The organism is Hydrogenophaga sp. L310, from assembly GCF_055703065.1.
In genome coordinates, this window is the sequence record NZ_JBVPZA010000005.1 from 277,025 (window position 1) to 290,710 (window position 13,686).

A 13,686-nucleotide genomic window follows, 5' to 3' on the forward strand; every position below is an offset into this window, starting at 1 on the left:
TTGCGGGGCTCAGCTGACGCGCCGGCCAACCCAGTCGGCCAGTGCATGCAAAGTGTCGGTGTGGGCGAGGCCGCTGTCACGCAGTGCCTCGTGGGATTCGTCGAGCAGACGATCAGCGCAGGCCTGGGCCGGCTCCAGACCCATCAGAGAGACAAAGGTCGGCTTGTCGCTGGCGGCGTCCTTGCCCGCAGTCTTGCCCAGCGTGACCGAGTCGGTGGTGACATCAAGGATGTCGTCCACCACCTGAAAAGCCAGACCCAGGCGGTCGCCGTAGCGACGCAGGCAGGCGAGCGCGTGTCCGCTCGGGCGCCCGGTGGCGGCCCCCATCATCACGCTGGCCTGCAGCAGCGCACCAGTCTTGCAGCGGTGCATGGCCTCCAGCGCCGGCCGGTCCAGCGCCGAGCCCACGCTGGCCAGATCGATCGCCTGCCCACCGGCCATGCCGGCGGCACCCGCAGCCTGAGCGAGCTGCCGGCACAGCGTGGCCGAGAGCGCGGGATCGGTGGACCCGTCGTCGGGCACCAGCAGCTCAAAGGCCAGGGCCTGCAAGGCGTCGCCCGCCAGCAAGGCCTGGGCCTCGCCAAACTGCACGTGCACCGTGGGCTTGCCCCGGCGCAACACGTCGTTGTCCATGCAGGGCATGTCGTCGTGCACCAGCGAATAAGCGTGGATCAGTTCAACCGCGCAGGCGGCCCGCAGGGCGGTGCCGGCATGCCCCTGCACCGCTTCGCAGGCGGCGAGCACCAGCAGCGGGCGCAGGCGCTTGCCGCCATCAAGCACCGCGTAGCGCATGGCCAGCCCTAGGCCCGCCGGCGCGTCGGGCGACACCCAGTCGCTCAGCGCCCGCTCAATCAGCGCCTGCTGCGCCGCGCGCCAGGCCACGAACCCCACCCCATCGGACATCGCGGTACTCAAGTGGCGCTCCAGGGTTTGAGTTCGCCGCCTTCGAGCAGCTGGATCTGGTTTTCCACCGCTTCCAGCCGGCTGCGGCAGTACGCCAGCAACTCGGCACCGCGCTGGTAACGCGTGAGCAACTGGTCCAGCGGCAACTGGCCCGCGTCCAGCTGGGACACCAGTTGCTCCAGCTCTTCCAGGGCAGCTTCGTAGCTGGCGGCCACGTCGGCAGACGCGGCTGCACGGCCAGCGGAGCGGGGTGACTTGGTGGTGGTGGATGTGGTCATGCGAGCGAAAAAAGGATCGGCTGCGGCCAGAGCTCGAATGGCCCGGATCGGGCATCCCTGACAGTGGGCAAGCAGGACAACCGCCGACCGACGGGTGCTCCGCAGCAAGCGGGGATTTTATCCCCCCGGCAGACCGGGACACCAAGTGAGGCAAAGCCCCTCCTGACGGCCCGCCCCGGCTCACCGGCGATGCCGTCCCGGATGGCATGCCCGGGGTACAATCCGCCCTCCTTTTCTCCACTGACGGGCCTCATCCGCCCGGAGGGACGCACCACTCCACCCATCCCGCGCGAATTCGTCTGACGAGCACAGCGCTTACCCTGCCCCTTCATAGGGGGAGTCTCTAGGTCAAGACACATGTCTGATTTAAGTCTTCAACTCCAGCAGGCCAGAAGCCAACTCCCGGTTTCCAGCTATTTCGACCAGGCGCTGTACCAGCGCGAACTGGAAACCCTCTTCCAGCGGGGTCCTCGCTACGTGGGGCATGCCAACGCGGTGCCGAACGTCGGCGACTACTACGCCCTGCCTCAGGAGGGCGAAGGCCGCGCCCTGGTGCGCACGCCCACCGGCGTGGAACTGGTGTCCAACATCTGCCGCCACCGCCAGGCCGTCATGCTCAAGGGCCGCGGCAACCTGGGCGAGAACCGCAGCGGCCACGCCGGTGGCCACATCGTGTGCCCGCTGCACCGCTGGACCTACAGCGGTGGCCAGAACAGCCCGCTCGGCTCGCTGCTGGGTGCACCGCACTTTGCCCAGGACCCCTGCCTGGATCTCAAGCGGTATCCGCTGCGCGAGTGGAACGGCCTGCTGTTTGAAGACAACGGCCGTGACATCGAAGCCGATCTGGCGGGCATGGGGCCGCGCGCCGCGCTGAATTTCGACGGCATGGTGCTCGACCATGTGGAGCTGCACACCTGCAACTACAACTGGAAGACCTTCATCGAGGTCTATCTGGAGGACTACCACGTCGTGCCCTTCCACCCCGGCCTGGGTGGCTTCGTCACCTGCGACGACCTGCGCTGGGAGTTCAAGCCCGAGTTCTCGGTGCAGACCGTGGGTGCGCAGAACCTGCTGGGCAAAGCCGGCAGCCCGGTCTACCAGCGCTGGCACGAGCAGCTGATGCAGTACCGCCAGGGCGAAGCGCCCTCGCACGGTGCGATCTGGCTGACCTACTACCCGCACATCATGGTCGAGTGGTATCCGCACGTGCTCACCGTCTCGACCCTGTACCCGCTCGGCGTGGACAAGACGCTGAACATGGTGGAGTTCTACTACCCCGAAGAAATCGCCGCCTTCGAACGCGGCTTCGTCGAAGCACAGCGTGCGGCCTACATGGAAACCTGCATCGAGGACGACGAGATCGGCGAGCGCATGGACGCCGGGCGCAAGGCCCTGCTGGCGCGCGGCGACAACGAGGTCGGCCCCTACCAGAGCCCGATGGAAGACGGCATGCAGCATTTCCACGAGTGGTACAGAAGCAGGATGCGAACGGAGTGAGCATCCGCGTGCATTCATGCCAGGGCACCGCGGAACCGGCTTTGCCGGGCCGCCAGTGCCGCCCCCCTGGGGGGGTGACGCCGCAGGCGGCGCAGGAGGGCTGACATGTTATGGATGCTGCTTGCCGCGCTGCTGTTCGCCACCATGGGCGTCTGCATCAAGTTCGCGTCGGATCACTTCAACCCGTTTGAAATCGTGGCCTACCGGGGCATGGTGGGCGTGGTGTTCATCATCGGCATGACGCGGGTGCGGGGGGTTTCCCTGCGCACCCAGCTGCCCATGATGCACTTCTGGCGCACCGTCGTCGGCACCATCTCGCTGACGACATGGTTCTTTGCCATCGCCGTGCTGCCGCTGGCCACCGCCATGACACTCAACTACATGAGCAGTGTCTGGATCGCAGCCTTTTTGCTCGGCGGCGCTTTGCTGACGCAGGGGCGCAATGCCCCCATGAAAAACCAGGCGCCCCTTTTCATGGCAGTGCTGGCGGGGTTTGCCGGCGTGGCCATGATGCTGCGCCCGACGCTGCAGCCCGAGCAGGTTCTCGGTGCGGTGGTTGGCCTGTTTTCTGGCATCTTTGCCGCCTTGGCCTACCTGCAGGTGGCCGCGCTCAGCCGGGCTGGCGAGCCGGAGAGCCGCACCGTGTTCTATTTCTCCGTGGGCGCGGTGGTGGCCGGGCTGGCGGGCATGCTGTTCGCGGGCGCGAGCCCTTGGCACTGGCCGAGCGCGCTGTGGCTGCTGCCCATCGGGCTGCTGGCGGTGTTTGGTCAGCTGTGCATGACACGCGCCTATGCCAGCGGCGCCACCCTGGTGGTGGCCAACCTGCAGTATTCGGGCATCGTCTTTGCCGGCATCTACAGCATCACCATCTTTGGCGACCAGTTGCCACTGATCGGCTGGCTGGGCATGGGCCTGATCGTGGTCAGCGGCATCACGGCCACAGCGCTGCGCGCACGCGCGATTCCCAACGCACCCGCCGAAGACCACTGATACGGGTTCGCGTTCAAGCGCAGAAGCCGTCGGCCGGCGCAATCCCGCACAATGGGTTGCATGTACACCACCCTCATCACCCCCACCGAGCTGCGTGCGCTCCAGAACCAGGCGGCGCCGCTCCAGCTGTTTGACTGCAGCTTCGAACTCGCCAACCCGGACGCCGGCGAGGCCCAGTTCAACGAGGCACACATCCCGGGCGCCCTCCACGCCCACCTGGACCACCACCTGAGCAGCCATTCCGCAGACGACCGCGCCAGCGGCGGGCGCCATCCCCTGCCCTCGCGCGAAACCTTGGCTACCTGGCTGGACCGGATCGGCCTGACGGCCGACACGCAAGCCGTCGTCTACGACCGCCAGGGCGCCAACTACAGCGGCCGCCTCTGGTGGATGCTGAAGTGGTGCGGACACGAAGCCGTCGCCGTGCTCGACGGCGGCCTGCAAGCCTGGCTCGTCTCAGGCGGCGCCGCTGAAACCGGGCCCGCTGCGCCCCCTAAAAAGGCGACCCCAGGCGGTTTCGTCCTGCGCGATCCGCTCGCCCGGCTGGTCGACACCCCGACCATCGCCAGCCGGCTGGGCGACCCGGCGCTCACCCTGGTCGATGCCCGCTCCGCCGCCCGGTTCCGCGGCGAGGTGGAGCCCCTGGACCCGGTGGCCGGGCACATTCCCGGCGCGCTCAATCGGCCCTTTGTCGACAACATCGGTGCCGACGGTTGCTTCAAACCCGCTGCTCAGCTGCGCGCCGAGTTCGAGCAACTGCTGGCCGGGCGCGCCCCGTCCACCGTCATCCACCACTGTGGCAGCGGCGTGAGCGCGATTCCCAACCTGCTGGGCATGGAGGTCGCCGGGCTGGGCCGCAGTGCGCTCTATGCGGGCAGCTGGAGCGAGTGGTGCAACACGCCGGGTTTGCCTTGCGCGCAGAGTCAAGTCGCTCCGCCAGCGGCCGACACAACCCGGGGCTGAGGCCGATCGACCGGCACCCCACCCGAATCACGCCCAACCAGCCCGCGCCCGTGGCCCCTCTCAACACACCCCAACCTCCACCAGCGCCCGACTTGAGCGCGGATGGGAAGATCCGACTGGTCACATTGCAGACGATCTCGCTGCTGGTCGGTGTGGTGGCCACAGCGCTCACACTGCTGGTGTACCTCACCACGAGCAACCCGCCGGAGGTGCTGGCACCGGCGCTGATCGCGCTCACCAGCTGGGGCTCGCTGATCCTGCTGCGCAGGGGCTACGTCCGCTTCGTGCCCCACACGCTGGTGTTTGCCGTGGTGCTGTCGGCCATTCTGGCCGTGCTGGCGTACGGCTCGGTGCGCACCGCGGCCGGTTTCCTGTTTGTTGCGGCCGTTGCCTGGGCCGGCATTTTCCTCGGACGCACCGCTCTGATCGCCACCGTGGTGTTCTGCCTGGCCGCGCTCGGCGGCCTGAACATCGCCGAACAACGCGGCTGGCTGCACACGCCGGACTTCGGCGTAGGCATCACCGTGTGGCTCACCCACGCCGCCACCCTGCTCGTCGTCGCGATCATGGTGTACTACAGCCGCATCCGGGCCCAACAGGCGCTGACGAGGCAGATGGAAGAGCTCGAACGGCGCAAGCGCACCGAACAGGAGCGCGACCGCAGCATGGAGCGGTTCGCGCGCATCTTCCACACCAGCCCCAGCGCCATGCTCGCCCAGTCAGCACACTCGGGCTTGATCCTCGACGTCAATCCCGCCTTTGAACGCTGCTACGGCCACTCCCGCGCCCAGGTCCTGGGGCGGGTCGACAACTTCCTATGGCTCGATCCCGAACAGCGGACCGACTACCTGGAACGCCTGTTCGTCAACCGCCGCTCCCTGCAGGAGTCCGTGGTCGGACTGCGCGCGGATGGCAGCACCTTTGACGCCCTGATCTCGAGTGAAATGGGTGAAGACCCCGAAGACCGGCTGGTGATCAGCACCGTCATCGACATCAGTGAAGAACGCCGTCGCCAGACGCAGCTGCTGTCGCTCACGCGAGGCCTCTCGGTGCCCAGCGGTGACGCCCTGTTCCAGGCGCTCACGATGCACATGGCCCAGGCCATCGGCGCCGACATGGTCACCGTCGGCGAACAGCACCAGGATCGGCGTGTGCGCACCCTGTCGGTGTGGAAAGACGGCGCCACCAGCCCCAACTTCACCTTCCCGCTTGACGGTGCCCCCTGCGGCGAAGCGATGCAACAGACCGACCTGTGCGTGCACCTGGAAGGCGTGGCCGAGCGGTACCCGCACGATCAGGCGCTGACCGATCAAGGCTTCCAGGCCTATGTGGGCCAGTCGCTGCGCGACGAAGACGGCACGGCCATCGGCCTGCTCAACGCACTCTGGCGCCGGCCGATCCAGCTGCAGCCCGACACCCGTGCGCTGATCGCCATTTTTGCCAGCCGTGCCACGGCCGAGCTCATCCGGTTGCGGCGCGACCGCGAAATCCTGCGCCTGAATGCCTCGCTGGAACAGCGCGTGCGTGAGCGCACGGCCGAGCTGGAAAAGCTCAACGCCGAGCTCGACTCGTTCGCCTACTCGGTGTCACACGACCTCAAATCGCCCTTGCGCGCCATCGACGGCTTCACCCAACTGCTGACCGAGCAGTTGCAAGGGCGCCTGCAGGCCGACGAGCAACAACTGTTCGACCGCGTGCTCGCCGCCACCCGCCGCATGAGCCTGCTGATCGCCGACCTGCTGGCGCTGGCCCGGGTCAGCCAGGGCAAGCTGTCCCGGGACGAGACCGACCTGAGCGCCCTGGCCGAACGGGTGATGCGGGCCGAACACGGACGGCACCCCGAGCGGCATCTGCGCTGGCACATCACACCCGACCTGGTCTGCCAGTGCGACGCGCCCCTCGCCCGCATCGTGCTGGAGAACCTGCTCGGCAACGCCGTGAAATACACCCGCGACCAGATGGCTCCGCTGATCGAGTTCGGCCGGCTGGGCAGCGACGGCCACCCGCCCGGCGCCTTTTTCGTTCGGGACAACGGCGTGGGCTTCAACATGCACTACGCCGACAAACTCTTCAAACCCTTTCAGCGCCTGCACACGCCCAGCCAGTTCGATGGCACGGGCATCGGCCTGGCCACCGTGCGGCGCATCGTCGAACGCCACGGCGGCAGCATCCGCGGCGAGTCGGTCGAAGGTCAAGGGGCCCTGTTCGTGTTTACCCTGTCCGCGCCACCGGCACCGCCGCCTGCGCCACCTCCGCCTGCTGCACCACCCCCTCACGCCATGTCTTGACCCGATCCGGGCCGCAAGGCACCGCCGACCTCCGGACCGACTGGGCGCGCTTCGTTCAGCGGGCGTGGGCCAGCCCGCTGACCAGCGTCACCAGCGCAATGCCCGCCAGCAGCCAGGCCACCTGCGCCGCCGTCTCGCGCAGGCCCAGGCGTTTTTGCAGCTGGGGAATCAGATCGGCCAGCGCCACATAGACAAAGCTGCTCGACGCCGCCACCAGGAAATACGGCAGGTAATCTTCCAGCTGCGCCAGCAGGAAATACCCCACCACGCCGCCCAGCGCGGTCACCGTGCCCGCCAGCGACACCTTGACCAGCGCCGCGCGTTGCGTGCCCGATGTGTGGCGCAGCACCACCAGGTCGCCCATGTGGTGCGGCACCTCGTGCGCCAGCACCGCCACCGCCGTGACCACGCCCAGACGCATGTCGGCCATGAAGGCCGACGCGATCAGAATGCCGTCGCCAAAGGCGTGCACGCTGTCCCCGGCCAGCACCGCCCAGCCGCCGGAGCGCGGGCCGTGGTGATCGTGGCCGTGGGCGTGCCCGTGGTGCGCATGGTCGTGACCCTCGTGCCCCGCGTCGTGGTGGTGCTCGTGGCCGTGGTGCCAGAGCTCCGCCTTGTCCAGCAGGAAGAAAAACACCAGACCCGCCAGCAGCACCGCAAACAGCTCCTGCGCACCCGCCTCGCTCTCGAACGCTTCGGGCAGCAGGTGCATGAAGGCCGTGGCCATCAGTGCGCCGGCCGCCAGGCTCAGCATGTGCTGGGTGTAGCGCGCCAGCATGGCGAAGCTCAGCGCGGCCGCCAGCCAGACGCTGCCCACACCGGCAGCCACGGTTCCCAACAGGATTGCAATCAGGGTCATCTTGAATCAGAAGTCACAAAAAAAGGGCCGCAACAGCGGCCCCCTCGTTCGGAAAAGCCGGCCCGGCTTCAGGCCACGCCGTGCTGCTTGAACCAGTCCGTCGCCCGCTTCCAGCCGTCTTCGGCCGGCTCCTTGCGGAAACTCGGCCGGTAGTCGGCGTGGAACGCATGGGGCGCATCCGGGTACACCACAAAAGTCGAAGCCTTGGCCGCCGCATTGCCCGTGGCCAGAACGCTCTTCATCTTATCAATCGTGTCAAGGGGGATGCCCGTGTCGGCACCACCGTAGAGGCCCAGCACCGGCCCGTGCAGCCCGGCCGCCACGTCCACCGGGTGCTTCGGATTCAGCTCACTGGCCTGTCCGACCAGGCGGCCGTACCAGGCCACCGCCGCCTTCACCTGAGGGTTGTGTGCCGCATAGAGCCAGGTATGGCGCCCGCCCCAGCAAAAACCCGTCACGCCCAGCTTGCTGGTGTCGCCGCCGTTGGCCGCGGCCCATTTCACCGCCGCATCCAGATCGCCCATGACCTGGGCATCGGGTACCTTGGACACCACCTCGGCGATCAGCTTGGCCATCTCGCCATAACTCTGCGCATCGCCCTGGCGCACGAACAGCTCGGGTGCAATCGCCAGGTACCCGGCCTTCGCGAAGCGCCGTGCGGTGTCGGCGATGTACTCGTGCACACCAAAAATCTCCGACAGCACCAGCACCACCGGCAAGCCCGTCTTGCCCGCGGGTGCGGCGCGGTAGGCCGGCATCTTGAAGCCATTCACATCGATCATCACCTCACCCGCCGTCAGGCCATCGGCCGGCGTCTTGATCGCCGTCTGCGCCATGATGGGCAGCGCGGCAGCGGCGTAGCCCACGCCCAGGGCGGCCTTGAGGGCCGTCCGGCGCGAGGGCTGGCTGTTCGCATCACGGGCATCGAGCAAGGCCTGGCTGTCGGTGATCAGATCGGTATTGAACATAGGTATCTCCTGGGTTGAAGTGGGACAACGAAGCCGCCGAAGCCGCAAATGGCGGCATGGTCTGGATCACGGTTCGGGCCTTTTGGTTCGCCAACGCCTGCAAACTTCAGGTTTACGACCCACGCCGCACCGCGCCACAATGGCCGCGCAACCAGCCACAAGAACAGCCAACAGGGAGGCGACATGAACCAGACCGGGCCCATTCTGCAGTTTCTCGGATGCCAGGACGGCGTGTGGGGGCTGAGCCTGCTGATCGTCTGCGACGCGGCCGACCCCCAGCCCGGCCTGACCCTCCACGTGCCCGCCGAACTGGTGGGCGGCTGGCACGGCCCGGTGCCCGGCCTCGACGCCACGGCCTGGCGCTTCGACATCGCCGTTCGCCAGACGGCGGCGACCCAAAGCGTGGCTTACCGACTCGGCGGCCAGACCCACCACATTCAGGTGCCCGCGCTCGGCGCCACACCGGCCATGGCCTATGTGTCGTGCAACGGCTTCTCGGACGCCCGGACGCGCAAGTCCCTCCAACACCCCCTGGCCATGTGGGCCCGGCTGGGCCGGCTGCACGCCGGGCAAGACCTGGTGGACCAGACCCGCTTTGGCCCGCTGGAGCTGCTGCTCATGGGCGGCGACCAGATCTACAGCGACGACATCTGGTCGGTGCTGCCAGAGCTCAGGGCGTGGACCGAGATTGAGTGGTTCACCCGCACCCACATGGCCTTCAGCGACTCGCTGCGCGCCGCCCTGGAGACGCACTTCGCCCGGCTCTACCTGGAGCGCTGGAACCAACCCGAGACCGCCGCGCTGCTGGCCACGGTGCCCAGCGTGATGATGTGGGACGACCACGACATCATCGACGGCTGGGGCTCCCACCCGGCCGAGCTGCACCACAGCCCCGTGTTCCAGGGCATTTTTGCGGTGGCCAGGACCGCGTTCGAGCTGTTCCAGCGCCAGATGCTGGGCGCCGCCCCGCCCGCCACCCTGCCCGGCCAGAACGCGCACAACAGCGCCTACCGTTTTGGCAACACCGGCCTGCTGGTGCTCGACATGCGCAGCGAACGCCGGCCACGCGGGCAACAGACCGGCGCCAACGGGGCCACCGTCCTGCTCGCCGAGCAGGTGCTGAGCGCGACCAGCTGGAGTGCCGTGTACCAGTGGCTCGATGCCCAGTTGGCCGCCGGCGGTCTGCGCCACCTGCTGGTGATGAGCAGCATCCCGGTGATGCACCCGAGCTTCGAGCAGCTGGAAAGGATGCTCGGTGCCCTGCCGGCCATCGAAGAAATCGAAGACGATCTGCGCGACCACTGGACCAGCCCGCCACACAAGGCCGAGCGCCTGCGCCTGGTGCACCGCCTGCTCGACGCCTGCGCAAAAGGCCTGCGCGTGACCGTGCTGTCGGGCGACGTGCACGTGGCGGCCCTGGGTGAAATCGAATCAACCCGCTCCACCCTGCCGCTGGAAGCGCGCAGCCTGACCCAGCTCACCTCCAGCGGCGTCACCCACCCAGCCCCTGCGGGCGTGGCCCGCTACTTTCTGGAGCAGGCCTGCCAGCAACCGGAAACCCTGGAACCCGGCATCACCGGCCGCATGCTCGAGTTCCCGACCACACAGCAGCGCCTGATCGGCTGCCGCAACGTCATGACCCTGCAAGCCGACCCTCCGGGCGGCGCCGACCGGCTGTGGGTCAACTGGTGGGCCGAAGGGCAGGCGCATCCGTTCACGAAGGTGGTGCTGGCGGTGCGGTGAGCGCGGGACTCACTGCTGGAGCGGCGACCACAAGACGCATCCTTCATCTCGGTCAAAGGGCCGAACGACCACGCCCGCGCGCCGCTTTACAATGAAAGATCTCTTGAAAGAACCGTCATGGCCGAGGCCATGAAGGGCTTTCATCCTTGCAACCAAAGGTGGTGAAGATGAACAAGCCTTTCATTTCGCTGTGCCCCGAGATCACTCGGGCAAACGCGCTGACTCTGATGGACTGGCTGGAGGACGAGTGCGTCACCCGCCACCTGAGCGATTCGCGACATGTCTCCCGGTTCATCGAGCAGGTCATTGGTCGGGTCCAGTTGCCGATCCTGACCCATCTGTTCAACCAGGGCGGCCGGTTCTTCATGGCCTACGACCGGCATGACGTGCCGGTGGGTTTTGTCCGTCTCGTCAAGACGGGCCCGGACTGCGAAATGGTCCTGGTCATCGGCAACCGCGACAACTGGGGCCGCAAACTGGGCGCCAGCGCCATCCGCGAAGGCATGAAACTCGCCTTCTTCGACATGCGGGCCGAGAAGCTCATCGCCAAGATCCATCCGGACAACGCGCGCTCGCTGAAGGCCTTCCTGCACTGTGGCTTTCTGCTTGAAAGCGAAACGCCCACTCTGAAGTCATTTTCCGTGACTTCGGAGCGCTACCTGCGGCTCTTGCGAGAAGGCGCTTTGGGTGTCCCCACTGATATCCACATCACTGAGATCGACAAGGCCCGGCTCCGGAGCCTGCTCTCGCTCGAGCTGGGCGAGGCTGTTGTCGAGCTGGAGCACGAGATCGAGCGAGCCATCGTCGTCGATCCGCAGCAGGTGGCGCGGGATGTTGTCACGATGAACTCCAGGGCCTTGCTGCAGTTAGACAACGAAGAAGTGGAAGTGGCCCTGGTCTACCCAGAGGACGCGGACGGCAGTGCCGAGAAGCTGTCCGTGTGCTCTGCCATCGGTACAGCGATCCTGGGCTACAAGGAGGGCGATGCCTTCGATTGGCGAACTCCGGAGCGGACCTGCCATATCCGGATTGAGAAGGTGCTTTACCAGCCGGAAGCTGCGGGCGATTTCCACCTGTAGGTTCGCATGCTGCACCACAGCTGCAGGTCGCGCACGGGCGCTCGGGCCGCCTGCGATTCGGCGGCCAAGATGACTTCCTCGGTCACCTACGTAGAGCTGTCATTGAATTCAGAAAGGTGAATGCCTCATCCTGGCCGGCCGCCACTCACCTTCGCGCCCATCAACCCATCGCAGCACCACCACCCCTGCTCCCCGCAACGCTGGCGCAATGAAATTTGAATGACTTCAAAACCGCAAGTCCAGCCTGTTCATACGCATAAGATGGGCTTGCGATGATTGACCAACTCCACCTCCAGAACCTCAAGGCCTGGCGCGACAGCGGCCCGGTGCAACTGGCGCCCGTCACCATGCTGCTGGGCGCCAATTCTTCGGGCAAGTCCACGCTGCTGCAAAGCCTGCTGCTGCTCAAGCAGACCGTGGCCTCGCCCGACCGCACCGTGCACCTGAACCTGGGGGGTGACGAGGCGAACGATTACTTCCACTTCGGCGACTTCGACGCGGTACTTTCGCGCGGTGTGGCAGCGCCGCGCCAGTTCTCCATCGAGCTGTCCTTTCAGCGTCCCGAGGGCGAGCGCGTGCGCCACGGGCGTTTTGCCTGCAGCTACGGGCAAACCGCCAGCGGCGCCGTGGCCATCCAGGAACTGCAGCTTTCCACCGTGGCTCGACGCTTTCGGGCGGTGCGGCGCGAGCGCGGCGCCTACGCGGTGTATGTGGACGACGAGTCCCGGCCGCGTGGCAAGGGCCCGCAACTGGCGCCCGAGCGCTCCATCGCCCTGCCCGCCGAGGCCCTGGCCCTGCTGGGCACCGATGGCACGCACCTGCAAGACCTGAGCCTGGCGCTGCGCCGTGAGCTGGAGGGCATCGTCTACCTTGGCCCGCTGCGCCGCCGCCCCGATCGCGACTACGTGTGGAACAAGACCACCCCCGGCGAAGTCGGCAGCGACGGCCACAAGGCCATCGACGCGCTGCTGGCCAACTTCCTGCTGCCGTCCGAGCACCAGGGCAGCGTGCTGCGCAGCGTGTCGCACTGGCTGCAGCGCATGGGCATGGCCGAGCAGCTCAGCGTGCGCGCACTGGGACGCTCGGGCCGCTACGAGGTGCTGGTGCACCACGACGGTGTGGTGGCCAACCTGCGCGACGTGGGCGTGGGCGTCTCGCAAGTACTGCCGGTACTGGCCGTGGCCTACTGCGCGCCGCCGGGCAGCACCGTGCTGCTGGAAGAGCCCGAAATCCACCTGCACCCGCTGGCCCAGGCCGTGCTGGCCGAAATGTTTGCCGAGGTGAGCCAGCAGCGCCAGGTGCAGTTTCTCGTGGAGACACATTCCGAGCACCTGTTCCGCCGCATGCAGACCCTGATCGCCCGGCGCCAGGCCAGCACCGCGCAGTGCCGCATGCTGTTCGTCGAGCGCCAGGGTGCGGATGCCGTGCTGGTGCCGCTGGACGTGGACGAATTCGGCGCCGTGCGCAACTGGCCGCCGCGCTTTTTTGGCGATGCGATGGGCGAGGCGCGCGAGCAGGCCCGCGCACGCGCACAGCGTCTACGGGAAACCGCCGTTGGCTGAGGCAGGCGCAATGCAGGCCCGCCTGGTGGACACCAATGTGCTCATCGTCGCCAGCGCGTCCGACGCGGGTTCGCCCTTTCGTGCCGAATCCACCCCCGTGGAAGAAGCCGCGCTGCGCCAGCAGGTGTTCGACTGGCTCGAAGCCTTCGAGGCCGACCCCACGCGCCACGCCGTGCTCGACGTGGACTGGCATGTGTGCGGCGAATACCGCCACAAGCTCACCGAGCAGGACTACGGCTGGCTGGCCATGATGCACAAGATGGACCGCGGCGAAGTGGTGTGGGTCGATGTGCTGCTCGACAAGGACGGCAACGCCGTGCTGCCGCCCGAGCTGGCCGAGGCCGTCACCGACCTGGCCGACCGCAAGATGGTGGCCGCCGCCCTCGCCGCGCTCGATGCAGGCCGCGCCACCCAGATCACCAACGCCGCCGACACCGACTGGATCGACTGCCAGCAGGCCCTGCACGCCGTGGGGCTGGAGGTGGAAAACCTGCTTCCCGACTGGCTGCAGGCGCGCTGGCATGTCAAACACCCGCGCGTCCGGCGCGCAAAATAG

The 13,686-nt window shown here is 67.2% G+C and carries 12 protein-coding genes; 8 read left to right on the forward strand and 4 right to left on the reverse strand.

What is annotated here, in order from left to right; genetic code table 11:
* Positions 1 to 9 precede the first annotated feature (9 nt).
* Together AC0GNO_RS11525 and xseB are read right to left on the reverse strand one after the other, a co-directional pair.
* A complete protein-coding gene (locus AC0GNO_RS11525; RefSeq protein WP_472904017.1) occupies positions 10 to 903 on the reverse strand; it encodes a polyprenyl synthetase family protein in 894 nt (297 codons plus the stop codon).
* 8 nt (positions 904 to 911) lie between these two features.
* The gene (gene xseB / locus AC0GNO_RS11530) at positions 912 to 1,181 is read right to left on the reverse strand and encodes an exodeoxyribonuclease VII small subunit (RefSeq protein WP_472903991.1); all 270 of its coding nucleotides are present in this window, start codon (positions 1,179 to 1,181) and stop codon (positions 912 to 914) included.
* Positions 1,182 to 1,538: 357 nt separating this feature from the next.
* Between xseB and AC0GNO_RS11535 the strand changes: the two genes are divergently transcribed.
* The 4 genes from AC0GNO_RS11535 to AC0GNO_RS11550 all read left to right on the forward strand — a co-directional run bounded on the left by AC0GNO_RS11535 (position 1,539) and on the right by AC0GNO_RS11550 (position 6,919).
* On the forward strand, positions 1,539 to 2,678 hold the full coding sequence (locus AC0GNO_RS11535) for an aromatic ring-hydroxylating oxygenase subunit alpha (protein WP_472903992.1): 1,140 nt from the start codon (positions 1,539 to 1,541) through the stop codon (positions 2,676 to 2,678).
* A gap of 105 nt (positions 2,679 to 2,783) precedes the next feature.
* Positions 2,784 to 3,668: a DMT family transporter gene (locus AC0GNO_RS11540; RefSeq protein ID WP_472889118.1), complete on the forward strand. Its 885-nt coding sequence runs from the start codon at positions 2,784 to 2,786 to the stop codon at positions 3,666 to 3,668.
* Between the two features lie 60 nt (positions 3,669 to 3,728).
* Positions 3,729 to 4,631, forward strand: a complete 903-nt coding sequence (locus AC0GNO_RS11545; RefSeq protein ID WP_472903993.1) for a sulfurtransferase — start codon at positions 3,729 to 3,731, stop codon at positions 4,629 to 4,631.
* 92 nt (positions 4,632 to 4,723) lie between these two features.
* Positions 4,724 to 6,919, forward strand: a complete 2,196-nt coding sequence (locus tag AC0GNO_RS11550) for an ATP-binding protein (protein WP_472903994.1) — start codon at positions 4,724 to 4,726, stop codon at positions 6,917 to 6,919.
* Positions 6,920 to 6,974: 55 nt separating this feature from the next.
* Here AC0GNO_RS11550 and AC0GNO_RS11555 read toward each other — a convergent pair whose 3' ends face one another.
* A complete protein-coding gene (locus AC0GNO_RS11555; RefSeq protein WP_472903995.1) occupies positions 6,975 to 7,778 on the reverse strand; it encodes a ZIP family metal transporter in 804 nt (267 codons plus the stop codon).
* A 68-nt stretch (positions 7,779 to 7,846) separates the two neighbouring features.
* Positions 7,847 to 8,746 (reverse strand): dienelactone hydrolase family protein, encoded by a 900-nt coding sequence (locus AC0GNO_RS11560; protein ID WP_472889122.1) that lies wholly within the window; start codon positions 8,744 to 8,746, stop codon positions 7,847 to 7,849.
* A gap of 183 nt (positions 8,747 to 8,929) precedes the next feature.
* On the opposite strand from AC0GNO_RS11560, the gene AC0GNO_RS11565 reads away from it, so the two are divergent.
* From AC0GNO_RS11565 to AC0GNO_RS11580, 4 genes are all read left to right on the forward strand, one after another.
* Entirely contained in the window at positions 8,930 to 10,489 is a 1,560-nt protein-coding gene (locus tag AC0GNO_RS11565; protein WP_472889123.1) for an alkaline phosphatase D family protein, read from the forward strand.
* 167 nt (positions 10,490 to 10,656) lie between these two features.
* Entirely contained in the window at positions 10,657 to 11,568 is a 912-nt protein-coding gene (locus AC0GNO_RS11570) for a bifunctional GNAT family N-acetyltransferase/nucleoside diphosphate kinase regulator (RefSeq protein WP_472903996.1), read from the forward strand.
* A gap of 272 nt (positions 11,569 to 11,840) precedes the next feature.
* Complete coding sequence (locus AC0GNO_RS11575) at positions 11,841 to 13,130, forward strand: AAA family ATPase (protein ID WP_472903997.1); 1,290 nt, start codon at positions 11,841 to 11,843, stop codon at positions 13,128 to 13,130.
* Positions 13,131 to 13,140: 10 nt separating this feature from the next.
* Entirely contained in the window at positions 13,141 to 13,686 is a 546-nt protein-coding gene (locus AC0GNO_RS11580) for a hypothetical protein (RefSeq protein ID WP_472889126.1), read from the forward strand.

What these genes read in the sequence shown, in the direction of transcription:
- AC0GNO_RS11570 (WP_472903996.1), top strand. Translation starts at nt 10,657, where the DNA reads ATGAACAAGCCTTTCATTTCGCTGTGCCCCGAGATCACTCGGGCAAAC.
- AC0GNO_RS11535 (WP_472903992.1), top strand. Translation starts at nt 1,539, where the DNA reads ATGTCTGATTTAAGTCTTCAACTCCAGCAGGCCAGAAGCCAACTCCCG.
- AC0GNO_RS11525 (WP_472904017.1), bottom strand. Translation starts at nt 903, where the DNA reads ATGTCCGATGGGGTGGGGTTCGTGGCCTGGCGCGCGGCGCAGCAGGCG.
- AC0GNO_RS11560 (WP_472889122.1), bottom strand. Translation starts at nt 8,746, where the DNA reads ATGTTCAATACCGATCTGATCACCGACAGCCAGGCCTTGCTCGATGCC.
- AC0GNO_RS11580 (WP_472889126.1), top strand. Translation starts at nt 13,141, where the DNA reads ATGCAGGCCCGCCTGGTGGACACCAATGTGCTCATCGTCGCCAGCGCG.
- AC0GNO_RS11540 (WP_472889118.1), top strand. Translation starts at nt 2,784, where the DNA reads ATGTTATGGATGCTGCTTGCCGCGCTGCTGTTCGCCACCATGGGCGTC.
- xseB (WP_472903991.1), bottom strand. Translation starts at nt 1,181, where the DNA reads ATGACCACATCCACCACCACCAAGTCACCCCGCTCCGCTGGCCGTGCA.
- AC0GNO_RS11565 (WP_472889123.1), top strand. Translation starts at nt 8,930, where the DNA reads ATGAACCAGACCGGGCCCATTCTGCAGTTTCTCGGATGCCAGGACGGC.
- AC0GNO_RS11545 (WP_472903993.1), top strand. Translation starts at nt 3,729, where the DNA reads ATGTACACCACCCTCATCACCCCCACCGAGCTGCGTGCGCTCCAGAAC.
- AC0GNO_RS11575 (WP_472903997.1), top strand. Translation starts at nt 11,841, where the DNA reads ATGATTGACCAACTCCACCTCCAGAACCTCAAGGCCTGGCGCGACAGC.
- AC0GNO_RS11555 (WP_472903995.1), bottom strand. Translation starts at nt 7,778, where the DNA reads ATGACCCTGATTGCAATCCTGTTGGGAACCGTGGCTGCCGGTGTGGGC.